The following is a 24,944-nucleotide window of genomic DNA, read 5'->3' on the forward strand; positions in this document are numbered from 1 at the left end:
CGCAGTGGGTCGATGCCGGGGTCCTCACCCCCGGGGTCGGTGCCGGGCCGGGCCGTGCTGGCTAGCCTGGCCGGTCCACGAGGCGAGGAGGGCGCGTGAGCCCGAAGCAGGAGGACCCTGGTCCGAGCGTCAAGGACCCGGAGCTCTACGAGAAGCTCCGCGACGAGGGCAACAGCAAGGAGAAGTCCGCGCGCATCGCCAACGCCGCGGCGAAGAGCTCCCGGTCCGAGGTCGGTGAGCGGGGCGGGAGGTCCCCGTCGTACGACGAGTGGACCGTCGCGGAGCTCCGCGAGCGGGCTGCCGAGCTGGAGGTCCAGGGTCGGTCGACGATGACCAAGGACGAGCTGGTGGAGGCGCTGCGCGACCACTGACCGCGCACCCGCACCCGCGACGGAGGTCGTGGCAGCGGTCTGCGTCCGCGCCGCGGGCGACAGGCGACCGGGCCGCTGAGCGGCCCGGCCCCGGCGCCGGGGACCGAGCCGCACGGTGACCCGGCGCCCCGGGGGCGGACCTGCCTGACGAGGGACCGGAGGGAGCGTTCGCAATTCCTTCGACAGGGTCCGGCGACGCGCCGCGACGCCGGGTCGTCATGGGTTCGGAGCACGCCTGTAGCCGGATTGGTCCGGACCCGTCCGCGACCGGATGGCGGTCAGGTCGTCGACCGGACCGCGAGGACGGTGGCGTCGAGGTCGTCGTCGACCACGACCCGCGTCTCCAGGCCGGCGGAGGCGGCGGCGACGACGCCGTCGGGCGCCTGGCCCCGCGACGTCTCGACCAGCAGCAGCCCGTCGGGCGCCAGCCACCGGGCGGCCCCGGCGAGCACGCGCCGCTGCTCGTCGAGGCCGTCGGACCCGCCGTCGAGGGCCTGGCGCCGCTCGTGCAGCCGGGCCTCGGGGGGCATCAGCGCGACGGCGGCGGTGGGGACGTACGGCGCGTTCGCGAGCAGCACCGCGACCCGTCCGACCAGGGCCGCGGGCAGGGCGTCGTAGAGGTCGCCCTCCAGCACCCGGTCCGGTGGCAGGACCTGGCGTGCGCACCGCACCGCGGCGGGGTCGACGTCGACGGCCCAGACCTCGACGCCCGGCCGGGCGGCGGCCACGGCGGCCCCGAGCGCACCGGTGCCGCAGCCCAGGTCGACGACCACCGCGGCGTCGGGGCGTGGACCCAGGGCCTCCACGGCGAGCCGGACCAGCAGGGCGCTCCGGGCGCGCGGGACGAAGACGCCGGGCTCGACGGGCACCCGTACCCCGGCGAAGTCGGCCCAGCCGACGACGACCTCCAGCGGCACGCCCTGCTCCCGGCGGGCGACCAGCGCCTCGAGGTGGTCCGGCGTCCGGGCCTCCGCGAGGAGCAGCGCGACCTCGTCCTCGGCCCAGACGCAGCCCACGGCGCGCAGCCGGGCGACGAGCAGCGGCAGGTCGACGTCGGGGGTGCTGGTCACCGCGTCATGGTCGCAGGGGCCGGTACGCCGCCGCGCCGCGCCGCGTAGCCTCCGCCGGGTGACGAGCACCCCGACCTCCCGCGCCGTGTCCCCGGACTCCGGCCAGCACTGGACCGAGCCCGGTGCCTGGCCGGTGGCCGACGGCGTCCACCGGATCCCGCTACCGCTGCCGCAGGACGGCCTGCGCGCGGTCAACGTCTACGCGGTCGAGAGCGAGGCCGGGCTGACGCTCGTCGACGGCGGGTGGTCGATCGTCGAGGCGCGCGAGCTGCTCGAGCGGTCCCTGGCCTCGATCGGGTTCGCCTTCGCCGACGTACGGCGGTTCCTGGTCACCCACGTGCACCGTGACCACTACACGTTGGCGCACGTGATCGGCCGCGAGGTCGGGGCGGAGGTGAGCCTCGGGATCGGTGACAAGCCGACGCTCGACCTGATGCACGCCACCGAGCCGCCGTTCACCGGGTCCAGCGACCTGCTCCGCGCCGCCGGGGCCGCGGACCTCGCGGACCGCTGGGGGCGCTCGAGCGCGAGCCCGACCCTGGACCTCGACCACTGGGGCTACCCGGACCGCTGGTTGGAGGGCGACCACGACATCGCCCTCGGCTCGCGGACGCTGGCCGCGGTCGAGACGCCCGGGCACACCCAGGGCCACGTCGTCTTCGCCGACCACGGCGGGGGCCTGCTGTTCGCCGGGGACCACGTGCTGCCCACGATCACGCCGTCGATCGGCTTCGAGCCGGTGCCGGTCGAGCAGCCGCTGCGCGACTTCATGGGCTCGTTGGCCAAGGTGCGGGCGATGCCCGACCTGCGGCTGCTCCCGGCGCACGGCCCCGTCGCACCCTCGGTCCACGCCCGGGTCGACGAGCTGCTGGCCCACCACGAGGAGCGCCTCGCCGCGTGCCTGCGGGCGCTGGTCGGGGCGGGGCCGGCGGGGCTGACGTCGTACGACGTGGCCGGCGTCCTGCCGTGGACCCGGCACGAGCACGCCCTGGCCGACCTCGACCTGTTCAACGCGGGGCTGGCCACGATGGAGACCAAGGCGCACCTCGAGCTGCTCGTGGCCCGCGGGGACGCGGGGCGCGCCGTGGTGGACCGGGCCGTGGTCTTCACCGCCGTCGGCTGACTGCTGCCGGGCCGGGCGGTCGGTGGTGGTCGCGGGCGGAACCGGGGGCGGTCGTCGCGCGTCCGACCGGGGACGCCTGACCGGAGGAGACCCGTGCGCCCGTACCCCGCTGTGCTCGTCCTGCTCGCCGCGCTCGCCTCGTTCGCCGGATGTGGTGCCGCCCCGACCGCGGGTGGGGGAGAGGTGGTCGGAGCCGCCGCGGCCGAGCCGCAGGCGTTCCCGGACCCGCCCGACGGCACCCGCTGGGTGGGTACCGGACAGGTCGTCGTCGCGGTGCCGGACTGGTGGACGACGGGGGAGACGCGGTGCGCGGCCCCGGTCGAGGACACCGTGTACGCCGACAGCACCGCGGTGGTCGACTGCTTCGACCCGGTCGCGTCCGCCGAGGTGCCGGAGGTGTCAGCGCTGGCCGTGATCGACGCGGGGAGCGCGTACGCCGAGATGCTGCTCGGCCAGATGGAGCCCGCGGGCGAGGTCGACGGGCACCCGGTGCTCGAGCGTCCCGGGTGCGAGCGGTGGTTCCCCGGCGTCTGCCGCCGGGTCCTCGCGGTGCCGGACGAGGACGCGGTCCTCGCCGTGACGATCGCCGAGGAGGGCGACGGCAGCCACGCCGCGATCCGAGACTCGCTGCGTGTCCTCCCCGAGGCGATGACGACCGTGCCGATCGCGACCACGGCGGGTCGGACCCCGACCTGGGGCGCCGAGCCCGCGGTGGTCCGCGACCTGGTGGCCGCCCTGCGCCGCGGCGGCCTGCAGGTCGCGCTGGAGCGGGTCCCTCCGCCGGACCCGGCCGAGACGCAGGGCCTCGTCGCCGACCTCCCCGTGGGTGCCCTGCTGGGGACGGAGCCGGCGCTGGGCAGCGTGGTCGAGCGCGGGGCGACGGTGACCGTCTCGGTGATGGGGCGCTGAGAGGGGCGGTGGTCGATGTGTGATCTGCACGCACCTGATGAGTGCAGATCACGTATCGACCACGGCAGCCGGTGGGCCGGGCCGGCGGGGGATGTCCGGGCGTGCCGGTACCGCCGGTGGTCGAGGAGCGAGCGAAGCGAGCGTCACGAGACCAGGCCACCCCCGGTGGTCGAGGAGCGAGCGCCAGCGAGCGTCACGAGACCAGTCGCGGTGAGTCGATGTGTGATGTGCGTGCACCTGATGAGTGCAGATCAAACATCGACCGTGGCAGCCCGTGGGCCGCGCCGCGGGGCCGGTCGGGTCGCGATCTGCTGTCATCAGGTGGCACCAGATCGTGAGTCGAGAGCCAACGGTGTGACCGGGCGTGCCGGTGCCGCCGGTGGGCGTGCCCGGTCCGGCGGTACGGCTGCTGCTGAGTGTCAGTGGGTCAGAAGGGTGGGGTGGTGTTGCGGGGTGGTGACTCGGCGGCACCGCCGGGTTGGTCGGGGTCGTCTGCGACCGGGGGTGACGGGTCCGGGTCGGAGTCGATCGTCATGGTGGGCGCTTCGGCGCCGGTGGCGTCGGTCAGGCGCACCGAGACGGTGACTTGCTGGGAGCCGTTGGTGACGTCGATGGACTTCGGGGTGAAGTCGAAGTCGCTGGTGACGGGTCCCTGGGTGTCGGTCGGGGTGTTGGCGACTGTGAGCTTCTGGGGGTGGTCGCGGAAGGAGTCGCCGTTGTTGCCCAGGACGTCGTCGGTGGGGAAGAGGGTGACGGTCCAGGTGCCGGCGGCTGCGGTGGTGGGCAGGGTGACGGTGCGTTCGTAGCGGCCGTCCTGGGCGGTGCCGGAGACACGGTTCATGGTGCCGAAGCCGTAGCTCTGGTCGGTGCTGTCGGAGTCGATCGTCATGGTGGGCGCTTCGGCGCCGGTGGCGTCGGTCAGGCGCACCGAGACGGTGACTTGCTGGGAGCCGTTGGTGACGTCGATGGACTTCGGGGTGAAGTCGAAGTCGCTGGTGACTGGTCCCTGGGTGTCGGTCGGTGCGCTCGGGACGGTGAACCTGGACGTCGCCGCCGGGCCGGTCCCAGCGGCGTTGACCGCCGCGACGGTGAGCGTGTGATCGCCCGCCGCGAACGACCCGTTGAAGTAGACCCCGCTCCAGTCCGCCGCCACTTGTCCGACGGAGACGCCGTCGACCGTCAGCGCGTACCCGGTGATCGGGGAGCCACCGTCGCTGGACGGCGGCTGCCAGTACAGCTCGGGGCGGTTGGCTGCGGCGTTCCAGAACCCCGACACGCTGGTCGGGACGGAGGGGACCGCGATCGGCGCCGCCGCGGTCCGTAGCCGGATCGAGGCCGGTACGCCCGGCCCGTGGGCGTTGGATGCCGTGACGGTCACGTCGTAGGCCGTGGCTGCGGCCAGACCGACCAGAGTCGCCTCCCGGGTGTCCGGCCCAAGGCTGAGCGGGGCCCCCGTGCCGGCGTTCACGGTGTACGCGGTGATCGGAGACGCTCCGCTGGCGGTGGGGGCCGACCAGCTCACGCTGAGCGTCGACGTCGTGGCGGGTCGAGCCTCGGTCAGACCGGTGGGGTTCGACGGCAGGCCGGTCAGGTCGCGGTCGCAACCGGCTGCCGTGACCTGGTAGGCCCCGATGCTGCCGTAGGCCGTGTACCCGGTCGAGGTGTCCCCGATCTGGTGTCCGCTGCCGCTGCCGCTGATTTCGACGGAGTAGCGGGCATCGGTCGGGACGGTCAGTGCGGCATCCATGCCAAAGGCCCGGGTGGCGTCGACGGTCCCGGAGGCCGGGTTTGCGGTCGCGAGAACGGTCCCGTCAGGGGACAGCAGGCGGGCGCGGACGTCGAGGTCCGGCGTCGCGTACGGACTGGCGATGGCGACCGTGCTGCCCGAGGAGCAGCGGCCGAGGGCGAAGACGTCGCTGTCGGTGTCAGAGGTGATGTACCCGTTCTGGGGGGCGAGGCCCCCGGTCTCGTCCGGGCGGCGGGCGAGGTACCCGCCGATCACGGCGAGGTCGTCCTGACGGGTGCTCGCGCCGGCGTACTCACCCTTGCTCCACTGGGTGATCGGGCGGTTGTAGCCGACGCCCATGATGGGGGCCCAGCTGCCGTGGCCGGCGTAGTAGTCGGCGCCGGTGATGCCGTCGTGCTGCAGAGCGAGGTTGTGCCCGATCTCGTGGCTCGTCGCCTCGGCGATTGCCTTCGCCGAGTTGCCTAGCGCCTGGGGGAACACCCAGGCCGGTTGCAACGCGCTGCCGATCGCGTCGTAGGCGTTGAGGAAAGCCACCCCGCCGCACTGCTGCTGGCAGACCGTGGACCATGCGTTGCTGCTCGGTGAGATGAGGGCACGTGTCCCGTACGTCTGGTCGGCGCTGTCCGAGCGCTCCAGACCGGCCGCGCCGGGGTCCTGGGTCGTGACGTCGACGTCGTAGGCCGCGAAGTCCTCGCTGACCATCGACCAGACCTGCTGGACCATCGCGCGCTCGGTCGCGTTGAAGGCCGCGCCGTCCCCGGAAGGGTCCCACCCGGGGTGCGTGGCTGCGGCCACCCCGTAGTTGGAGTTCCAGTAGGTGCCGGCGACGGTGTGGCCGTCGAAGTCGAGGAAGATCGAGCGCTGCGCGCCGGGGTTGCTGTGGAGCGCGAAGGTGTCGGCCAGGGCGACCGCGCTGTCGAGCACCGCCCGGGTCGGTGGGTCGTCAGGCAGGTCTGCCGGGATCGGCTCGACGTAGTGCAGGCGGCCGTCGGTGGTCAGGCGGGCGGTGCCGTCGGTCCGGAGCAGCGTTTCCAACCGCGTCGCGGAGAGCTCGTTGACCCTTGCCGCGGCGGGGAGCCGGGCACCGAGCTCTCGGACCGCCTCGGCGCCGCCGACCGGCTCGTCGAGGAGGGGGTCCGCGCGCTCACTCGCGACGTCCGACACCGGATCCACAGGTCCGGGCGCGGCCGGTCCGGTGGCGGTGGCGGTGGCGGCCGGACCGATAGCGGTCAGGGCGGCGAGTGCGATCGCGGAGACCGCGATCCGAGCGGACGCGGTGCGTACGACGAGCTTCACGTGTTCCCCCAGGTTGATTCGGGAGGAACCGTAGTTGGGCAACGATGCCGAGCCGGTGTTGTTTCCGCGACGTGACCGGGTGCCGCCTTGCGTCAGATGTCCGGAAGCGTCACCTCGAGGCGCCGGAAGCGTCACCTCGAGGCGCCGGAAGCGTCACCTCGAGGCGCCGCGAGCGTCATCTCGGCTTTTTTCCGGACCGCCGGGGAGGGGAAACATCAGAGGGGTAGCGCAGGCGGGAGGTCCCGTGACCCAGATCGCTCCCACTACGGTTTCCCGCCAGCGGGATCATCAGAGGTCTCGCACGCGATGGAGGGGGACCGGCGTGACGGGGGGGCGGCCGCAGACGGTTCTCGACGACGAGACCGACCTCAACGGTCCGCGCGTCGACGTCGACCGGCGGGTCGGGTGGATCCTGCGGATGGCGCGCACGACGACCCCGGGTCCGGACGGGGCGCCGCTCCGCCTCGAGGCCATGGCCGAGGCGGTCGGCGTCAGCACCACGCGGCTGCACCGCGTCGAGACCGGCGTGACGCGCAGCGGGCGGGTCGCGGACGCGTACGAGCGGGTGCTCGGGATGCCCGAGGGCTCGCTGCGCGCCCCGGTCGACATCATCTGCCGGACCTTCCCCTACGCCCAGGCCGACCGCGAGCCGGGGGAGCCGGTCACGTCGACGAAGGAGATGTCGGCGCTGACCGAGGCGCTCCTGGGCCCCGACCCGACCGGGGGGCAGTGGCTGCGCGGGGCGCGCGCCCTGGCCCAGCCGGGGGCCATCGGGCTGCCGGAGGGCCTGGCCCGGGACCTCGTACGTCGCCTGGCCGACGAGATGTCCCGCTCGGTCGGGCACGCCTACCCGTCGCGCTACGAGGCGATGGCGCTGCTGCGCTGCAGCGCGTACGGCCACCTCGTGCTGGAGGTCGCGCAGGAGATCGTCGGCGACCCGCACGTGCAGGTGATGTACGACCTGATGAGCGCGGTGGGGGAGAGGCCGTCCCCCGATGCGCTGGCCTGGTGCCTGGAGCTGCTCGACCACGGGCGCGACCGCGTCGTGATCGGTGGTGCGCTCGCGATCGAGGCGATGGCCGAGGTCGCCGAGGAGGGGTTCTGGGCGCCGGTCGTGGCGCCGCTGGTCGACCGGCTCGACGCCGGGCAGGAGGGCACCGTCCGCCACGACTGGCTCTCGCACCTGCTGCGGCTCGTGCCGCGCCCGGTGGTCGCGGGCAGCGGTCGCCGCCCGGCGCACCCGCTGGCGCCGGTCCCGGTCATCCCCGACTGGTCACGGACCCGGGTCAACCCGCACTGGTCGGAGTGCCAGGAGCGCGCCTGGGCCATCACCGAGGAGCTCCGGCTCGGTCCCCAGCCGATGCTGGCTCGGCTGCTCTTCGACATCGCCATCGGGCCGTTCGAGAGCCGCGCGGCGACCTCGTACTTCCTGCTCCGCGGGGTGCCGACGATCGCCGCGGCGGTCGGCGCGCAGCTCGGTGAGCTCGTCGACGCCCACGCCGACCCGCTGGTGCGCGAGCGCGCCGGGCGCCGTCTGGTGGGGACGATGGACCACCACTACCACCCGCTGGCGACGAGGTGGATCGCGGCGGGCACCGTCGAGGAGCGGGACCGGGGGCTGCGCCTGGCGGGCTCGGCCGGCCACCTCGTGCCCGAGGAGGAGCTGCGCGCCGGGCTCACGGAGGCGGCCCTCTACGCCGCCGGCATGGCGGGGCACCCCTGCCTGCCGGCGCTGGCGGCTGACCCGACGCTGTCGGAGCGGGTGCGTGGCGCGGCCGCGTGGTGGCTGCGGGCGGGGTCCCGGCTCCAGCACTGAGCCCTCCCCGCGGCGCGGCGGAATGTGCCGGGGGCCGGCGGTGTTGGTCCACCTCGTGAAGGTCGACGACTCCCGCCGCGTCTCGATGCTGCTGGGACTCCTCTTCGGCCTCGCCGGGATGGGCTCCTCGTCCGCCGCCGTCGCGCTGCCGCTGCTGGGCGACGAGCTCGGGGTGAGCGTGTCGGTGGCGACCTGGACGATCAGCCTGTACGCCCTGATGCTCGCGGTCACCACCGCCGTCTACGGCCGCATCTCCGACCTCGTCGGCATCCGGATCCCGATGCTGGTCGGGATCGGGCTGATGGCCGGCGGCGCCCTCGTGGCGGCCTTCGCGCCGACCTTCGAGGTGCTCCTGGGCGCCCGGCTGGTGCAGGGCGCGGGCGCTGCCGCCGTCCCCACGCTCGGGGTGGCCGGGCTGTCGGCCCGCTACGACGGCGCGGTCCGCGGCCTCGCGCTCGGACGGCTCGCCGGCGTCGCCGCCGCGGTGAGCTGCCTCGGTCCGCTGCTCGGCGGACTGGTCGAGCAGGCCTTTGGCTGGCGCGCGGTGATGGCGCTGCCGGTGCTCGGCGTGCTGGTGCTGCCCCTGATCTGGCGCGCGCTGACCGGCGAGGGCAGCGGCGCCCGGCTCGACGTGCTCGGTGCGGTGCTCGTCGCGGGGACCGCCGGTGGGCTCGTGCTGCTGGTGCAGTCGCCGTCGACCGGGATCGCGGTGGCCCTGGTCGGCATCGCGCTGATGGCGCTCGGCGTCCCCGCGGTCATCGGCTGGACGCGCCGCCGCCCCGACGGGTTCCTGCCGGTCGAGGTGGTCCACAACGCCACGGTGGTGCGCAGCGCGCTCGCCGCGGCCGCGGTGCCCGCGGCGTGGTTCGCCCTGCTGGTCGGGGTGCCGGCGGTGCTGGTCGGCGAGGGCTGGGAGCCCTGGCAGGTCGGCATGCTGCTGCTGCCCAGCGCCGTGCTCGCGCTGCTCACCCCGCGCCTGGCCGGGCCGATGCTGGAGCGGTTCGGGGCGACCCGGTCGCTGGTCGTCGCCGGGGTGATGGCCTCGGTCGCGCTGCTGCTCGCGGCGGTGGGCCTCGGGCTGGTCGTCCCCGTGCTGGTCGGCCTCGCGGTCGCGCTGGTCACCGTCGCCTTCGGGATCGGGCAGCCCGCGCTGTCGGCCGCGGTCGGCGACGCCGTGCCGGCCGAGGTGCGCGGGGTCGCGCTCGGCGTGGCCACGCTGCTGTTCCTGGTCGGCGGCTCGGTCGGCTCCGCGGTCGTCGGCGGCCTGGGCGGCCTGGTCGGCATCCCGGTCAGCCTCGCGGTCCTCGCGCTGCTCCCCGTGCTGGGGCTCGTCGCGCTGCGGCCCGAGCTGCGGCACGCGTCGGCGCGTACCCCCGCCTGACCCGAGATGACGCTCGCGGACAGCCGAGATGACGCTTGCGGCGCGTCGAGGTGACGCTCGCGGCGGGCCGAAGGTCCGGATTCGTGACGCGATCGTGACGACCCGTCCGGGGTCAGGTGGTCCGGGCGCGGGGTAGGACGGGGGTCCACCTACGAAGGAGAACGCGTTGTCCCGACGCACATCCCGGAGCGGACCTCGGGTCCGGCTCCGCACGGCAGCCCTCGGGGGCCTGGCCGTGACCCTGCTGGTCGGCACCGCCCAGCTCACCGCGACGCCGGCCGACGCCGCTCTCCCTGCAGCGCCCGCCCCGGCCGCGGACCCGTCCGGCCTCTGGACCGCGGTGGCCGCCGGCGCCGCCGACCGCGCCACCGCCCGGATGGCCGCCGCCGCGGACGCCGAGCCACGCGTCGAGCCCCGCCGCTCCCGCGCCTACACCGTCGACGCCGCCGCGCTCGACGCCGCCCTCGACCGTGCGCCCGACGAGGACTCCCGCGCCGCGACCACCGGGGCGGCCCGGATCTCGGTGCCGGCGCCGAACGGTGAGCTCGTCGACTTCGCGGTCGTCGAGTCGCCGGTCATGGAGGCCGGCCTGGCCGCCGCGCACCCCGAGCTGCGCACCTTCGCCGGTCGCGGCGTCGACGACCCCACCGCGAGCATCCGCCTCGACGTGACACCGATGGGCTTCCACGCCTCCGTGCTCGGCCCCGGCGGCGAGACCGCCGCGTGGTACGTCGACCCGGCCGTCAACGGTGACGACAGCCTCTACCTGTCCTACCGGGGCACCGACCTGCCCGCCGACCAGCGGGGCCTGGTCGAGCCGCCCGAGGCCGCCGAGCTGCACGACGAGGCGGCGGCGTCGGCAGGGGCCCGTACGGCCGCCGCCGCGCGCGCCGGCGAGGCGCCCGGCGAGGCCGTGCAGCGCCGGACGTACCGCCTGGCGCTGGTGACCGACCCGTCGTACTCGACCTACTTCGGGCCCGAGAACGTGCTGGCCGAGAAGGTCACGCTGATGAACCGGGTCAACCAGATCTACAACGACGACCTCGCCGTGCGGCTGCTCCTGGTCGACGGCACCGAGGACCTGGCCTTCGACACCCTCGCCGAGGCCACCGAGCCGGGCGGGCCGTGCGGCGTCAACGCCTGCTACACCAAGGCCGAGATCACCCAGGGCTGCGGCGTCGAGCTGCTGTTCGCCAACCGGGTCGCGCTCGGGCAGATCCTCGGCGCGAGCGCCTACGACCTCGGGCACGTCGCGCTGGGCATCAACGGCGGCGGCATCGCCGGGCTCGGCGTCGTCGGGGGCAAGCGCAAGGCGCTGGGCTGCACCGGGCTGCCGCAGCCCGAGGGCGACTTCATGGCGATCGACTACGTCGCCCACGAGATGGGCCACCAGATGGGTGGTCCGCACACCTTCAACGGCACCCAGGTCAACTGCTCGGGCGGCAACCGCTCGGGCGGGTCGTCGGTCGAGCCCGGGTCGGGCTCCTCGGTGATGGCCTACGCCGGCATCTGCGGCCAGGACGACCTCCAGCCGCACACCGACCCGTACTTCAGCCAGCGCAGCATCTCCGACATCACCGGCACCGTGCTGGCCGAGCGCAGCCCGGCCGACGAGGTGCAGCAGGTCTCGCTGGCCGGCTTCGGGACCCGCGGGGAGTCGTTCCGCCTCCGCTACGACGGCGGGACCAGCCGCAAGGTCGTGCGCGGCACGAACTACAGCAAGGCGGGCCTGAAGGCCGTGCTCGACGACCTGCTCGCGCCGTCTCAGGTGCGCGTCCAGGGTTATGGCGGTGACAAGAAGCTGGGACGCACCGGCTTCCAGGTCGCCGTCGTCAAGGGCCCGCTCTCGGGCACCGACGTGGACCTGCTCGAGGTGGTCGACCCGTCGAGCACCGTCAGCGGCTCGGCGGCCGAGACCGACCGTGGCGGGCCGCTGGCCAACGGCGGCGACGTCGTCGAGACGCCCGGCAACCGGGCCCCCGCGGTCGAGGTCCCGGCCTCCGCCACCATCCCGACCGGGACGCCGTTCACCCTCACCGGCGGCGGCAGCGACGTCGACGGCGACGCGCTGGTCTACACCTGGGAGCAGGACGACCGCGGCGGCGAGAGCGGCACCGGCCTGGTCGACCAGACCAAGACCGACGGGCCGTTGTTCCGGATGTTCGACAGCTACGCGCCGGTGACGCCGGCGGGCACCCTGCAGTACGAGTCGCCGGGGGAGAACCAGGCCACCGGCGACCCGAGCCGTACCTTCCCCGACCTCGACCAGGTGCTGGCCGGCAACACCAACGCCGCCACCGGGACGTGCCCGAGGCCGCCGGCGGTGCCGACCGAGGGTGGCAGCAACGTGCCGATCGAGCTGCGCGAGTGCTTCGCGGAGTTCCTGCCGACGGCGGACTACACCGGCGACCGGCTGACCGGCAACGCCCAGCCGTCGCTCACCTTCCGGCTCACCGCGCGTGACCTCGACCCGCAGGCCGGCGGGACGGCGTACGGCGACGTGCGGCTGCGGATCGACCCGACCACCGGGCCGTTCCTGGTCACGGGGAAGAACGCGGAGGGGGCCGCCAGCGTCGCGGGGCGTACCGAGAGCCTGACCTGGGACGTCGCCGGCACCAGGTCGCTGGCGCGGCAGGTGCGGATCACGCTGTCGACCGACGGCGGGCAGACCTACCCGACGGTGCTCGCCGGGCGGGTCCGCAACGACGGCGTCCAGACGGTCACCTGGCCGGACACCCCGACCGAGGAGGGACGGATCAGGATCGAGGCGGTGGGCAACTACTTCTTCGACGTCAACGACGCCGACCTGACCATCCTGGCGGCGCCGGGGCGCTGAGCCTGCGGTCGTACGACGAGAGGCCCGCCGCTGACACCCCAGGGTGTCGGCGACGGGCCTCTCGGCTGTCCGGAACCGTCATCTCGCGGCGCCGCAACCGTCATCTCGGCTGTCCGCGAGCGTCATCTCGGCTAGTAGCCGGCCCCCGGGTTGAGCAGGCCGGCCGGGTCGAGGGCGTTCTTGATGATGTGGTTCAGCGCCAGCACGTCGTCGCCGAGGTAGGCGTTGAGCCACTCCTTCTTCAACCGGCCGACGCCGTGCTCGCCGGTGATGGTGCCGCCGAGGGCGATGGCGAGGTCCATCACCTCGCCGTAGGAGGTGCGGGCGCGGGCCTCGGCCTCGGGGTCGGTGGGGTCGAAGACGACCAGCGGGTGGGTGTTGCCGTCGCCGGCGTGGGCGATGACCGCGATCATGGTCTCGTTGCGGCTCGAGATGTCGGCGATGCCGCGGACTAGGTCGCCGAGGGCCGGCAGCGGGACGCCGACGTCCTCGAGCAGCAGGGTGCCCTTCTCCTCGACGGCCGGGATGGCCATCCGGCGGGCGACGACGAACTGCTCGCCCTCCTCCTTGTCGGTGGTGGAGAAGACCTCGCTGGCGCCGTGCTCCTCGCAGATGCCGGTGATCTTCTCGATCTCGGCGGCGGCGTAGTCGACCGGCTCGTCGGACTGGATGATCAGCATCGCCTCGGTGTCACGGTCCAGGCCCATCTTGGTGATGTCCTCGACGGCGTTGATCGAGGCCTTGTCCATGAACTCCAGCATCGAGGGCCGCATGGTCCGGGTGATGGCCAGGACGGTGGCGGTGGCGTCGTCGAGGCTCTTGAAGGTCGCGATCAGGGTCGCCGGCGGGCGCTGCAGCGGCACCAGGCGGAGCACGATCTCGGTGACGACGCCGAGGGTGCCCTCGCTGCCGACGAAGAGCTGGGTGAGCGACAGCCCGGCGCTGTCCTTGAGGCGGGGGCCGCCGACGGTGATCACCTTGCCGTCGGCCAGCACGACGGTCAGCCCGAGCACGTAGTCGCGGGTGACGCCGTACTTCACGCAGCACAGGCCGCCGGCGTTGGTGGCGATGTTGCCGCCGATGGAGCAGATCTCGTACGACGACGGGTCCGGCGGGTACCAGAGGTCGTGCTCGGCGCAGGCCTTCTTCACCTCGGCGTTGAGCAGGCCGGGCTGCACCACGCAGGTGCGGGTGACGGGGTCGACGCGGATGTCGCGCATCCGCTCGGTCGACAGCACCATGCAGCCCTCGAGCGCGGAGGCGCCGCCCGACAGGCCGGTGCCGGCGCCGCGGGGGACCACGGAGAGGCCGTGCTCGGCGGCGAAGGTGATCGCGGTGGCGACGTCCTCGGTGCAGGTCGCACGGACCACCACCAGCGGGGTGCCGGCGTTGGGGTCCTTGGCCCAGTCCATCCGGTAGCCGGCCATCGAGTCGACCTCGGTGATCACCGCCCCGTCGGGCAGGGCGCTGATCAGCGGGGCGAGGTCGGGGCCGTCAGCGGCGGACCTGGTGGTCGGGTCGGCGGTCGTGGTGGACACGGGGCACTCCCAAGGGGTGTCGTCTGAGCGGTTCCACGATGCGGATTCCGTCAGGCGGAGCAAGTGGTCACCGCCACCTTCCGCCGTCCGCACGCCCGTGTCAATCCCGCGCAGGGGTGGGCATCAGGCGCCGTCGCGGCCGGCGACCAGGCGTACGGCGGCCGCCTGGAGCGCGGGGACGGCCCGTTCGACCACGTCGTCGGTGACCCGGGTCAGCGGCCCGGAGACCGAGACGGCCATCCCCACGCCGGCGCCGCCGACCGGGACCGCCACGCAGCGCACGCCGAGCTCCTGCTCCTCCTGGTCCTCGGCGTAACCGCGCCGGCGCACGAGCGTGAGCGCGTCGCGCAGGGCCGGCAGCGTGGTCAGGGTGTGCTCGGTGTGGCCGGGCAGGCCCTCGCGGGCCGCGACGGCGGCGACGGCGGCGTCGTCGAGCTGGGCGAGCAGGGCCTTGCCGACACCGGTGCAGTGCAGGGCGACCCGATGACCGACCTGGGTGAACATCCGCATCGCGTAGCGGCCGGGGACCTGGGCGACGTACTCCGCGCGGGGGCCGGCGAGCACCGCCAGGTTGGCGGTCTCGCCGAGCTCCTCGACCAGGTCGGCCAGCACGCCCTCGGCGACCTCGCCCAGCAGGGCGGTGGCGGTGGTGCCCAGCGGCACCAGGCGGAACCCGAGCGCGTAGCGGCGGTCCGGGCGCTGCCGGACGTAGCCCCGCTCGACCAGGGTGCGCAGCAGCCGGTGCGCCGTGGCGGCGGGGATGCCGGCCGTCTCGGCGAGCTCGGCCAGCGGCAGGTGGCCGCCGTGGGCGCCCGCCGCCTCGAGGGCGGCGACCAGGTCGAGGGAGCGGTGCAGCGACTGCACCCCGCCCCCGGATGTGGTTGACACCTCGGGCACCTCCTGGAAACCTTCCGACTGATGCGATGACTCTTCCACATCGTGGAACGAGCCGCCAGAGATCTCGAGGAGCCCGCAGTGAGCCAGGCACAGGACCAGACCCAGCAGGACGCGTACGACCGCCACGTCGAGGTCGCGGGGATCCGCGTCCACCCGGTGCTCCACGCCTTCGTCCGCGACGAGGCGCTGCCGGGCTCCGGGGTCGAGGAGGACGCGTTCTGGTCCGGCCTCGCCGGTGCGCTGGGCGACCTCGCCCCGCGCCAGCGGGCGCTGCTGGCGAAGCGGGACGAGCTCCAGCAGACGATCGACGCCTGGCACCGCGAGCACCCCGGCGCCGTCACCGAGGAGGGCTACGCCGCGTACGAGGCGTTCCTGCGCGAGATCGGCTACCTGGTCGAGGCGCCGGAGCAGGTCGAGGTGACCACCGAGGGCGTCGACGTCGAGGTCGGCTCGACCGCCGGCCCCCAGCTGGTCGTCCCGCTGCTCAACGCCCGCTTCGCCACCAACGCCGTCAACGCCCGCTGGGGCTCGCTCTACGACGCGCTCTACGGCTCCGACGTGATCGGCACCGAGGACGGCAAGGAGCCCGGCTCGTCCTACAACCCGACCCGCGGCGCCGCGGTCGTCGCCCGGGCCAAGGCGTTCCTCGACGAGAGCTTCGCGCTGGAGGCGGGCAGCCACGCCGACGCCACGGCGTACGCCGTCGACGACCAGGGCCTGGCCGTGACCGTGGACGGCGAGACCCGCCGCCTGGCCGACCCCGACCAGCTCGTCGGGCACCGGGGGAGCAACGACGCGCCCGAGGCCGTCGTGCTGCGCCACCACCACCTGCACGTCGAGGTCCAGGTCGACCGCGACGCCCCGATCGGCTCGGACGACGCCGCCGGCGTCAAGGACCTCCTCGTCGAGGCCGCGGTCACCACGATCATGGACCTCGAGGACTCCGTGGCCGCCGTCGACGCCGACGACAAGACCCTGGGCTACCGCAACTGGCTGCACCTGATGAAGGGCACGCTGGCCGAGGAGGTCACCAAGGGCGGGAAGACCTTCACCCGCGCGATGAACCCCGACCGCGTGCTCACCGGCCGCGACGGCGCCGAGACCACGCTGCCCGGCCGGTCGGTGCTCTTCATCCGCCAGGTCGGCCACCTGATGACCACCGACGCGGTGCTCGACGCCGAGGGGAACCCGGCGCCCGAGGGCATCCTCGACGCGTTCGTCACCGGCCTCGGCAGCACCCACGACGTGCGGGGCGGCGAGACCGGCCCCGACGGCAAGCCGCGCCTGGTCAACTCCCGCGCCGGCGCGATGTACGCCGTCAAGCCGAAGATGCACGGCCCCGACGAGGTGCAGCTGACCTGCGACCTGTTCGACCGCGTCGAGGACACCCTCGGGCTGCCCCGCCACACGGTCAAGGTCGGCATCATGGACGAGGAGCGCCGTACGTCGGCCAACCTCACCGCCTGCCTGCAGGTCGCCCGCGAGCGGGTCGCCTTCATCAACACCGGCTTCCTGGACCGCACCGGCGACGAGATCCACACCGACATGGAGGCCGGGCCGGTCGTCCGCAAGGGCGCGATGAAGTCCGAGTCCTGGATCAAGGCCTACGAGGACGCCAACGTGGACGCCGGCCTCGCCGCGGGCTTTCGCGGCCGCGCCCAGATCGGCAAGGGCATGTGGGCCGCGCCGGACGAGCTCGCCGCGATGCTCGAGCAGAAGGTGGGCCACCCGCAGGCCGGCGCCAACACCGCCTGGGTGCCCTCGCCGACCGCGGCGACGCTGCACGCGCTGCACTACCACCAGGTCGACGTGGCCGCGCGCCAGGAGGAGCTCGCCGCGGGCGGACGTCGTGGGACGCTCCAGCAGCTGCTCACCATCCCGGTCGGCGACCCGGCCGGCTGGAGCGCCGAGGACCTGCAGTCCGAGCTGGACAACAACTGCCAGGGCGTCCTGGGCTACGTCGTGCGCTGGGTCGACGCCGGGGTCGGCTGCTCCAAGGTCCCCGACATCACCGGCACCGCGCTGATGGAGGACCGGGCCACCTGCCGGATCTCCTCCCAGCACGTCGCCAACTGGCTGCGCCACGGCGTGGTCACCACCGAGCAGGTCGAGGAGACGCTGCGCCGGATGGCCGCGGTGGTCGACGAGCAGAACGCCGGGGACGACACGTACGTCGCGATGGCCCCGGCCTTCGACGGCCAGGCGTTCGCCGCCGCCCGCGAGCTCTGCCTCGAGGGCACCGCCCAGCCGTCGGGCTACACCGAGCCGATCCTGCACCGCCGCCGCGCGGCCCGGAAGGCCGAGCTCGCCGGCACCAGCACCTCCTGACCCTCACCCCCGACGCAAAGGACCACCGCATGAGCACCCAGCACCTCGACCTCGAGACCGCCCGCACGATCGTCGCCGGCGCCCGCGCCTCGGGGCGCGAGCAGGGCCTGAAGCCGCTGACCGTGGTCGTCCTCGACCCCGGCGGGCACATCGTCGTCGCCGAGCGCGAGGACGGGGCCTCGATCGGCCGCGTCGACATCGCCCGCGGGAAGGCCCACGGCGCGCTCGCGCTCGGGATGGGCTCGCGCTCGATCATGAACCGCGCCGAGCAGCAGGCCTACTTCGTCGCCGCGGCCGGTGCCGCGATCGGCGGCTCGCTGGTCCCGGTCCCCGGCGGCGTGCTGATCCGCTCCGGCGAGGGCGACCTGCTGGGCGCCGTCGGCATCACCGGCGACACCTCGGACAACGACGAGACCGCCGCCGTCGCGGGCATCGAGGGCGCGAACCTGGTGGCCCAGCCCGACTGAGCCGAGATGACGCTCGCGGACAGCCGAGATGACGGTTGCGGCGCCTCGAGATGACGGTTGCGGACAGGGCGGGCGGCTAGGCCGACCCGCCCCGCCGTACGTCCATCGCCCGGGCGGCGGTCGCGAGGGCCCGCGCGCGCCGCGCCTCGGGTGAGGTCGGCTCCCAGCCGGCGCTGAGCCCGGTCAGCCGGGCCAGGGCCTCGGCCGCCCGCGGCTCCGCGTGCTGGGCCAGGTCGCGCTCGGCCGCCTCCAGCAGCGGCAGCGCCTCCTGCAGGCTCTCCTGCGAGGCGCCGCTACGACGCCGGTGGGGGAGCCGCCGGTGCTCGGCCTCGAGCGCCTCGCGCAGCACGCGCACCGCGGCGTGCACCTCCGGGTAGGAGCGCGGCAGCCGTCGACCCCTGCTGCGCCACCCCGCGACGAACAGGGCGACCAGGGCGCCGCCCACCCCGGCGAGGCCCGCGGAGGCCACCTGCCAGCCGAGGAGCACGAGCAGCCAGACGAGCAGCCCGAGCAGCAGGAACCCGCCGACCGCGAGCACCATCAGCACCGACCCGGTGGCGGTGAACCAGCGCAGCCGCGCACGGACCGGCCCGTCCGGCCGCACGATCGGGTACGCGGGCTCGCTCACCGTCCCAGCATCACACCCTGCGCTGCGCCCCGGGACGCAGCACGCCGCCGCCGGCAGGAGCCGGCGGCGGCGTGGGGACGTACGAGGTGGTGCGGAGCTGCTACTTGCCGCCCTTGCGCACGCGTGAGGCGGTACGCGCGCGCTCGCCGGCGTCGAGGACGACCTTGCGGATGCGGACCATGTCCGGGGTGACCTCGACGCACTCGTCGTCGCGGCAGAACTCCAGGCACTGCTCCAGCGACAGCTTGCGCGCCGGGATCAGCTTCTCGAAGTTGTCGGAGGTGGCGGAGCGGATGTTGGTCTGCTGCTTCTCCTTGGTGATGTTGACGTCCATGTCGTCGGCGCGCGAGTTCTCGCCGACGATCATGCCCTCGTAGACCTCGGTGGCCGGCTCGAGGAACATCACGCCGCGCTCCTGCAGGTTGGTCATCGCGTACGCAGTGGTCGCGCCCTTGCGGTCGGCGACCAGCGAGCCGTTGGTCCGCGAGCGGATCTCACCGGCCCACGGCTCGTAGCCCTCGGAGATGCTGTGGGCGATGCCGGTGCCGCGGGTGTCGGTGAGGAACTCGGTGCGGAAGCCGATCAGGCCGCGCGCCGGGACGACGAACTCCATGCGCACCCAGCCGGTGCCGTGGTTGGTCATCTGCTCCATGCGGCCCTTGCGGGTGGCCAGCAGCTCGGTGATGGTGCCGAGGTACTCGTCGGGCGCGTCGATGGTCAGGCGCTCGAACGGCTCGTGCAGCTTGCCGTCGACCTCCTTGGTGACCACCTGCGGCTTGCCGACCGTGAGCTCGAAGCCCTCGCGGCGCATCTGCTCGACCAGGATCGCCAGCGCCAGCTCGCCGCGGCCCTGGACCTCCCAGGCGTCGGGACGCTCGGTCGGCAGGATCCGGAGCGAGACGTTGCCGATGAGCTCGGCGTCGAGACGGTCCTTGACCAGGCGCGCGGTGACCTTCCCGCCCTTGGTACGACCGACCAGGGGGGAGGTGTTGGTGCCGATGGTCATCGAGATGGCCGGCTCGTCGACGTGGATGAGCGGCAGCGCGACCGGGTTCTCGGGGTCGGCGAGGGTCTCGCCGATGGTGATGTCGGGGATACCGGCGATGGCCACGATGTCGCCGGGGCCGGCGTGCTCGCCCGGCTTGCGCTCGAGGCCCTCGGTGACCAGCAGCTCGGTGACGCGGACGTTCTTGACCTCGCCGTTGCGGCGCATCCAGGCCACGGTCTGGCCCTTCTTCAGCTCGCCCTCGTGGATGCGGAGCAGCGCGAGGCGCCCCAGGAACGGGGAGGCGTCGAGGTTGGTGACGTGGGCCTGCAGCGGCGCGCCCTCGGTGTAGGTCGGGGCGGGGATGGTGTCCAGGATCGTCTTGAACAGCGGCTCGAGGTTGTCGCCCTCGGGCATGGTCGCGTTCTCGGGGGCCACCAGCGAGGCGATGCCGGCGCGGCCCGAGGCGTACACGACGGGGAAGTCCAGGGCGTCCTGGGAGTGGGTGTCGTCGAGCAGGTCCATGAAGAGCTCGTAGGTCTCGTCGACGACCTCGGCGATGCGGGCGTCACCGCGGTCGGTCTTGTTGACGACCAGGATCACGGGCATGTCGGCGTTGAGCGCCTTGCGGAGCACGAAGCGGGTCTGCGGCAGCGGGCCCTCGGAGGCGTCCACCAGCAGCACGATGCCGTCGACCATCGACAGGCCGCGCTCGACCTCGCCACCGAAGTCGGCGTGGCCGGGGGTGTCGATGATGTTGATGACCATCGGCTGGCCACCGCCGGCGGGACCCTCGTAGTGCACCGCGGTGTTCTTCGCGAGGATCGTGATGCCCTTCTCGCGCTCGAGGTCGCCGGAGTCCATGACGCGCTCGGCGACGCTCTCGGCCTGGTGCGCGGTGAAGGCGCCGGCCTGGCGCAGCATGGCGTCGACCAGCGTGGTCTTGCCGTGGTCGACGTGCGCCACGATGGCGACGTTGCGCAGGTCCGAACGAGTGGTGGAGACAGGCATGACGAGGTGGTGTCGCTTCCGCTGGAGGGTCGATGGGCCGGTGGGCCCCTGGGGAGTCTACGGGCGCGGCTGCGCCTGGCCGATTCGTCGCCGGGCGCCCGTGACGTGGTTCACACGGGGTCAGCCGGCGAGCGAGCCGCCGAAGATCTGCCAGGCCAGCGCCGACTTCGCCACCAGGCTGAGCACCAGGTACGCCTTCTCGCCGAACGCGTAGCTGCGCCACGGCCCGATCCCGCGGTACTGCAGCCACTGGTTGACCGCGAACGAGGAGAAGAAGACCAGCAGGGAGGCGAAGATGCCGAGGACGAACCCCGGCACCTCCTCGGCGGCCACGATGTTCCACCCGACCGCCACCCAGGGCGCGAGGCCGGCGACGGTGCCGAACCAGAACGGCATCATGGTGGTGGTCGCGCGCCCGGGCGGGTTCGCGCGCTCCTGCAGCCAGCCGAACAGGATCATCGCCACGTTGGCCCCGATGATCCCGATCACCGCGGTCACCTCGGTGACGCCGGAGTAGAAGCCGATCAGGACGATCATCACGGTCGCGGAGACCGAGTACTCCAGCCAGCGGAACCGGTTGATGCCGCGACGCAGGTCGCGCTCGTACGCCCCGCGGGCCGCCGTCGCGGTCAGGGCGTGGTCGAGCGCGGCCAGGAGCAGGAAGAACGCGATCGCCCACCCGACCCGCACGTCGAGGACGGCCTCCGGTGCCGCCGGGGTCGAGCCCGGCGGCCCGGTCGGCAGCATGGCGGTGACGGTGATCGCGAAGTCGGTGGCCAGGACCAGGACGGCGACGGCCTGGAGGGCGTGGAGGACGGCGAGACCCAGGTTCCAGCCACGCAGCGAGCGCAGCGAGGAGTCGTCGACCCCGCTCGCGGTCGGCTCGTCGGTCGTGGCTGCGCGGTGCTGCGCCATGGGGTCCTCCTGGTTGCGCCCTGGAGGCGTGGGGTGGGGGCGGATCTGTGCCTAGTCTGTCGCCATGGTCAACTACGCCACCGCCGACCGGGTCTCCCGCGACGAGCTGCTCGAGTTCGTCCGTCCCCGGCACCGGATGACCCTGATCACCCGTCGCAAGGACGGCCGGCCGCAGGCCTCGCCGGTGACCGGCGGCGTGGACGCAGACGGGCGGCTGGTCATCTCGACGTACCCCCAGCGCGCGAAGGCCGCGAACCTGCGCCGCGACCCCGTGACCAGCGTCGTCGTGCACTCCGAGGACTGGGACGGGCCGTACGTCCAGGTCCACGGCACCACCGAGGTCCTCGACATGCCGAGCCAGGAGGCCGAGGACGGTCTGGTCGAGTACTTCCGCTGCATCGCCGGCGAGCACAGCGACTGGGACGAGTACCGCGCGGCGATGCGCAAGCAGGGCAAGTCGCTGCTGCGGATCACGCTCGAGGACTGGGGCCCGGTGGCCACCGGCGGATTCCCGCCCGACCAGGACTGACGCAGCCGAGGTCGCGACGCGCCGGAATCGTCATCTCGAGGCGCCGCGAGCGTCATCTCGGCTGTCCGCGAGCGTCATCTCGGCCGGCGGGGCCGTGCAGCCGGCGGCGGGCGCCGAAACGGCTGCTCGGCCAGGCCGCGCGCGGCCCGAGCACGGTGAGCAGCGCCGGCACGACCAGCAGTCGCACCACCACGATCTCCAGCGCGATCCCCAGCCCCACGGCGAAGGCCAGCTGGGAGAAGGGCGCCAGCGGGACCAGGGAGAGCAGCGCGAAGCTGGTGCCGAGGGCGAGGCCGGCGGTCACCACGGCGCTCACCGAGGACGGCAGCGCGTGGCGTACGGCGGCGCGCAGGGTGCGGCCCTCGGCGTCCTCCCAGACGTGGCCGACGGTGAAGATGTTGTAGTCCGAGGCGAAGGCCAGCAGCAGCACCGCCGCGGCGAACGGGACGTAGAACGTCAGGCCCTGCCCGGGTGCGGCGAGGTCGAAGACCAGGCTGGTGATGCCCAGCGTCGCGCCGAGCGAGAGCAGGCTGGTGGCCAGCAGGGCGATCGAGGCGACGACGGCGCGCAGGAACAGCAGGAGCATCAGCAGGTTCGCGACGAGCGCGGTGAGCGCGATCCGGAGCAGGTCGGCCTCGGTCTGCTCGACGAGGTACGCCGCGGTGGCGCTGTCGCCGGCCAGCGCGACGCTGGTCCCGGCCAGCCCGGCCTCGCGCAGCATGCCGGGCAGGGCGGCCTGCACCAGGTTGGTGGTGGCGACGGCGTCGGCGCCGAGCGGGTCGCTGTCGAGGATCACCAGGAAGCGGGCGGCGTCGCCGTCCTCGGAGAGCAGCAGCAGCCGCTCGACCGGCCCCGGCTGGGAGCCCGGGCCGAGGACGCCGGCGACCCCCGGCAGGCCGGCGATGCTGGTGCCGAGCTCGCGGAGGGCGCCGCGCTGCCCGGCGACGCCGTCGCCCTCCACGACCAGCTCGGTGGGCGACAGGATCCCCTCGGCGAACCCCTCCTGCGCCTGCGCGGCGGTGGCCCGGATCTCGGAGTCGGGCGGCAGGGCACCGATGAACGAGACGCCGAGGTCGAGGCGCAGCACCAGGCTCGCGGACAGGGCGAGACCGGCCAGGCACGGCACCAGCACGAGCAGGCCGGCCCGGCGCGAGGCGGTCGTGCGGTCGATGACCGCCGCCGGCCAGTGAGGCGTGCGGACGGTGGTGACCGAGCGCCAGCGCTCGCCGGCTCGGCCCAGACGGCCGCTCAGCGCCCGCCGGCGCTGCTCGCCCGGTCGGTGCGAGGGCCAGAAGACCAGGCCGCCGAGGATCGCCATCAGGGCCGGGACGAGGGTGATCGCGACGACCAGCCCGACGGTGACGGTGAAGGCCAGCGCCGGCCCGAGCGCGCGGAAGAACGGCGACTCGGCGGCCAGCAGCGTGGCCGTCCCGGCGGCGACCGCCAGCCCGGCCACGGCCACGATCGGCCCGGAGCGACGGACCGAGGCCGTGGTCGCGGCGATCGAGGCCGCGCGCACCTCGGCGCGCGCGCCCTGCCCGCGCAGCAGGGCCGGCTGCTGGTCGCGCAGCGAGGAGCAGAAGAAGATGACGTAGTCGGTGACCACGCCCAGCAGCAGCGCGATCACCACGGGTTCGAGCTCGTCGGGGCTGGCCAGGCCGAGCAGGTCCGAGAAGTACGCGGTCAGCCGCAGCGTCACCACGAAGGACACCCCGGCCACCACCAGCGCGATCAGCGGCGCCACCAGCGAGCGGAACGCGAACCCGACGATCAGCACGATCGCCAGCAGGGTGATCGCCTCCACCCCGGGCAGGGCGTCGCGGATGATCGCGCCCTGCTGGGAGCGGGCCGGCGCCGACCCGGTCACCCCCACGACGTCGTCGCGCTCGGTGAAGAACCGCTCGGCGTAGTCCTCCGCCGAGCTGGTGCGCTGGCCCAGGGACGCGTCGGCGCCGTAGAGCAGGTACGTCAGCGACGTGGTGCCCGTCTCGCGGGAGCCCGGGAACAGCCCGAGGGTGTTGGTGACCGGGATCGCGCCGAGGATCGGGTCGACGTCACCGGCCCGGCCGCGGTCGACGGCCAGGGCGCGGACCACGGTGCGCGCCTGGGCGTACGGCGAGAGCCCCGAGGGGTCGCGCTGCACCACGACGGTGCGCGCGACCAGGGGGAAGCCGAACAGCTCGACCGAGCGCAGCTCGGCCTCGACGGCCGGGGTGTCGCCGGAGAGCAGGCCGGACAGGCCCCCGCCTCCGGAGGCCTGGGCCGGGAGGAACGCCAGGCAGGCACCGACCGCGGCCAGCCAGGCCACGACGACCAGCCAGCGTCCGGCGACCAGGCCGCGGGCGAGGACGCCGCTCAGGCCGCCGCCCGCACCGGGGCTCACCGCCGTGCGGGGGCGGGCCGACGGATGCCGAGCCGGGCGAGCTCGGCGTCGGCGAGCAGGCGGTGGGTCTCGCGCGGGGTGCGCTGCGCGGGCCCGCCGTCGGGCCCGCCGTCGGGGGAGGGGTCGAGGGTCGCGACGGTGTCGTACGGCAGGGAGGCGCGGGCCCGGTCGGCGAGGTAGCGGTCGTAGCGCGGGTCGTCGGCGTGGTCGGCCAGGTGCCTGCGGATCCGGGCGACCTCCCGGCCGCGCCGCAGCCGCAGCGGGACGTACAGCCCGGCGATCGGGGTGACCGGGATGCCGACCACGGCGATGCCGAGCACGACGCCGAGCTGGCGGAGCTGACCCTTGACCTCGCCGCCCCGGGCGCTGATCTCGTCGGCGGTCTCGACCACGTCGGCGCCGATCTCGGCCGGGCGGTCCCCGACCAGCGGCACCGCGGAGAGCGACTGCAGGCCCTCGCCGACCGAGACCAGGGAGCGGCCGGAGGAGGCGACGGTGTCACCGACGTCGGCGGCCCGCCACAGCGTCACGCCGGTCCACGCCCCGATCGCCACCCACAGCACCACCCAGAACAGCACGGCGGCGTCGATGAGGCGGAGCGTCCGGTGGTCCGCGGCTACCCGTATGGTCGACGACACGGGCTCTGTCCTACCAGAGCCGACCGACACCCCGTCGCACCTCCGGGCCGGCCTCGGCCCGGGACCCGCTGCAGGA

Annotated in this window: 18 protein-coding genes; 9 read left to right on the forward strand and 9 right to left on the reverse strand. The window is 74.0% G+C overall.

All coding sequences use genetic code 11. The features are described 5' to 3' along the window. Nucleotides 1-95: 95 nt before the first annotated feature. Nucleotides 96-371 carry a DUF7218 family protein gene (locus GV155_RS02995; protein ID WP_160005106.1) on the forward strand — a complete coding sequence of 92 codons (276 nt, stop codon included), beginning with the start codon at nucleotides 96-98 and terminating at the stop codon, nucleotides 369-371. A gap of 278 nt (nucleotides 372-649) precedes the next feature. Here GV155_RS02995 and GV155_RS03000 read toward each other — a convergent pair whose 3' ends face one another. Continuing rightward, a complete protein-coding gene (locus GV155_RS03000) occupies nucleotides 650-1,441 on the reverse strand; it encodes a putative protein N(5)-glutamine methyltransferase (RefSeq protein ID WP_160005108.1) in 792 nt (263 codons plus the stop codon). Between the two features lie 58 nt (nucleotides 1,442-1,499). Here GV155_RS03000 and GV155_RS03005 point away from each other — a divergent pair, with 58 nt between their 5' ends. Together GV155_RS03005 and GV155_RS03010 are read left to right on the forward strand one after the other, a co-directional pair. Further along, nucleotides 1,500-2,564 (forward strand): MBL fold metallo-hydrolase, encoded by a 1,065-nt coding sequence (locus GV155_RS03005; protein WP_160005110.1) that lies wholly within the window; start codon nucleotides 1,500-1,502, stop codon nucleotides 2,562-2,564. Nucleotides 2,565-2,657: 93 nt separating this feature from the next. Next, entirely contained in the window at nucleotides 2,658-3,473 is an 816-nt protein-coding gene (locus GV155_RS03010; protein ID WP_160005112.1) for a hypothetical protein, read from the forward strand. A gap of 427 nt (nucleotides 3,474-3,900) precedes the next feature. Here GV155_RS03010 and GV155_RS03015 read toward each other — a convergent pair whose 3' ends face one another. Further along, nucleotides 3,901-6,384: a fibronectin type III domain-containing protein gene (locus tag GV155_RS03015; RefSeq protein ID WP_160005114.1), complete on the reverse strand. Its 2,484-nt coding sequence runs from the start codon at nucleotides 6,382-6,384 to the stop codon at nucleotides 3,901-3,903. A 454-nt stretch (nucleotides 6,385-6,838) separates the two neighbouring features. Here GV155_RS03015 and GV155_RS03020 point away from each other — a divergent pair, with 454 nt between their 5' ends. The 3 genes from GV155_RS03020 to GV155_RS03030 all read left to right on the forward strand — a co-directional run bounded on the left by GV155_RS03020 (nucleotide 6,839) and on the right by GV155_RS03030 (nucleotide 12,549). Next, nucleotides 6,839-8,332, forward strand: a complete 1,494-nt coding sequence (locus tag GV155_RS03020) for a helix-turn-helix domain-containing protein (RefSeq protein ID WP_160005116.1) — start codon at nucleotides 6,839-6,841, stop codon at nucleotides 8,330-8,332. 40 nt (nucleotides 8,333-8,372) lie between these two features. Then, a complete protein-coding gene (locus GV155_RS03025; RefSeq protein WP_160005118.1) occupies nucleotides 8,373-9,713 on the forward strand; it encodes an MFS transporter in 1,341 nt (446 codons plus the stop codon). A gap of 235 nt (nucleotides 9,714-9,948) precedes the next feature. Continuing rightward, the gene (locus tag GV155_RS03030) at nucleotides 9,949-12,549 is read left to right on the forward strand and encodes a M12 family metallo-peptidase (RefSeq protein WP_160005120.1); all 2,601 of its coding nucleotides are present in this window, start codon (nucleotides 9,949-9,951) and stop codon (nucleotides 12,547-12,549) included. Between the two features lie 131 nt (nucleotides 12,550-12,680). Here the strand turns inward: GV155_RS03030 and GV155_RS03035 are convergent, their stop codons facing one another. Beyond that, nucleotides 12,681-14,087, reverse strand: coding sequence for an FAD-binding oxidoreductase (locus GV155_RS03035; protein ID WP_236553911.1), 1,407 nt, complete (start codon nucleotides 14,085-14,087; stop codon nucleotides 12,681-12,683). Nucleotides 14,088-14,210: 123 nt separating this feature from the next. After that, nucleotides 14,211-14,975, reverse strand: coding sequence for an IclR family transcriptional regulator (locus GV155_RS03040; protein WP_236553913.1), 765 nt, complete (start codon nucleotides 14,973-14,975; stop codon nucleotides 14,211-14,213). A gap of 87 nt (nucleotides 14,976-15,062) precedes the next feature. On the opposite strand from GV155_RS03040, the gene GV155_RS03045 reads away from it, so the two are divergent. Both GV155_RS03045 and GV155_RS03050 read left to right on the forward strand, forming a co-directional pair. Beyond that, a complete protein-coding gene (locus GV155_RS03045; RefSeq protein WP_160005122.1) occupies nucleotides 15,063-17,312 on the forward strand; it encodes a malate synthase G in 2,250 nt (749 codons plus the stop codon). A 29-nt stretch (nucleotides 17,313-17,341) separates the two neighbouring features. After that, nucleotides 17,342-17,779: a GlcG/HbpS family heme-binding protein gene (locus GV155_RS03050; protein WP_160005124.1), complete on the forward strand. Its 438-nt coding sequence runs from the start codon at nucleotides 17,342-17,344 to the stop codon at nucleotides 17,777-17,779. Between the two features lie 76 nt (nucleotides 17,780-17,855). On the opposite strand, the gene GV155_RS03055 is transcribed toward GV155_RS03050, so the two are convergent. From GV155_RS03055 to heR, 3 genes are all read right to left on the reverse strand, one after another. Then, complete coding sequence (locus GV155_RS03055; protein WP_160005126.1) at nucleotides 17,856-18,407, reverse strand: hypothetical protein; 552 nt, start codon at nucleotides 18,405-18,407, stop codon at nucleotides 17,856-17,858. A gap of 100 nt (nucleotides 18,408-18,507) precedes the next feature. After that, nucleotides 18,508-20,403, reverse strand: a complete 1,896-nt coding sequence (typA, locus tag GV155_RS03060; protein ID WP_160005128.1) for a translational GTPase TypA — start codon at nucleotides 20,401-20,403, stop codon at nucleotides 18,508-18,510. 120 nt (nucleotides 20,404-20,523) lie between these two features. Beyond that, on the reverse strand, nucleotides 20,524-21,318 hold the full coding sequence (gene heR, locus GV155_RS03065) for a heliorhodopsin HeR (protein ID WP_160005130.1): 795 nt from the start codon (nucleotides 21,316-21,318) through the stop codon (nucleotides 20,524-20,526). A 64-nt stretch (nucleotides 21,319-21,382) separates the two neighbouring features. Between heR and GV155_RS03070 the strand changes: the two genes are divergently transcribed. Continuing rightward, nucleotides 21,383-21,847: a PPOX class F420-dependent oxidoreductase gene (locus tag GV155_RS03070; protein WP_160005132.1), complete on the forward strand. Its 465-nt coding sequence runs from the start codon at nucleotides 21,383-21,385 to the stop codon at nucleotides 21,845-21,847. A 52-nt stretch (nucleotides 21,848-21,899) separates the two neighbouring features. Here GV155_RS03070 and GV155_RS03075 read toward each other — a convergent pair whose 3' ends face one another. Together GV155_RS03075 and GV155_RS03080 are read right to left on the reverse strand one after the other, a co-directional pair. Further along, nucleotides 21,900-24,230 (reverse strand): MMPL family transporter, encoded by a 2,331-nt coding sequence (locus GV155_RS03075; protein ID WP_160005134.1) that lies wholly within the window; start codon nucleotides 24,228-24,230, stop codon nucleotides 21,900-21,902. Then, the gene (locus GV155_RS03080; protein ID WP_160005136.1) at nucleotides 24,227-24,868 is read right to left on the reverse strand and encodes a hypothetical protein; all 642 of its coding nucleotides are present in this window, start codon (nucleotides 24,866-24,868) and stop codon (nucleotides 24,227-24,229) included. The genes GV155_RS03075 and GV155_RS03080 overlap by 4 nt, the downstream gene beginning before the upstream one ends. Nucleotides 24,869-24,944 lie beyond the last annotated feature (76 nt).

Source organism: Nocardioides sp. AX2bis (genome assembly GCF_902506435.1).
In the GTDB taxonomy this organism is placed as follows: domain Bacteria; phylum Actinomycetota; class Actinomycetes; order Propionibacteriales; family Nocardioidaceae; genus Nocardioides.

Coding starts and splice junctions, on each gene's coding strand:
- GV155_RS03050 (WP_160005124.1), top strand. CDS start 17,342: ATGAGCACCCAGCACCTCGACCTCGAGACCGCCCGCACGATCGTCGCC.
- typA (WP_160005128.1), bottom strand. CDS start 20,403: ATGCCTGTCTCCACCACTCGTTCGGACCTGCGCAACGTCGCCATCGTG.
- heR (WP_160005130.1), bottom strand. CDS start 21,318: ATGGCGCAGCACCGCGCAGCCACGACCGACGAGCCGACCGCGAGCGGG.
- GV155_RS03070 (WP_160005132.1), top strand. CDS start 21,383: ATGGTCAACTACGCCACCGCCGACCGGGTCTCCCGCGACGAGCTGCTC.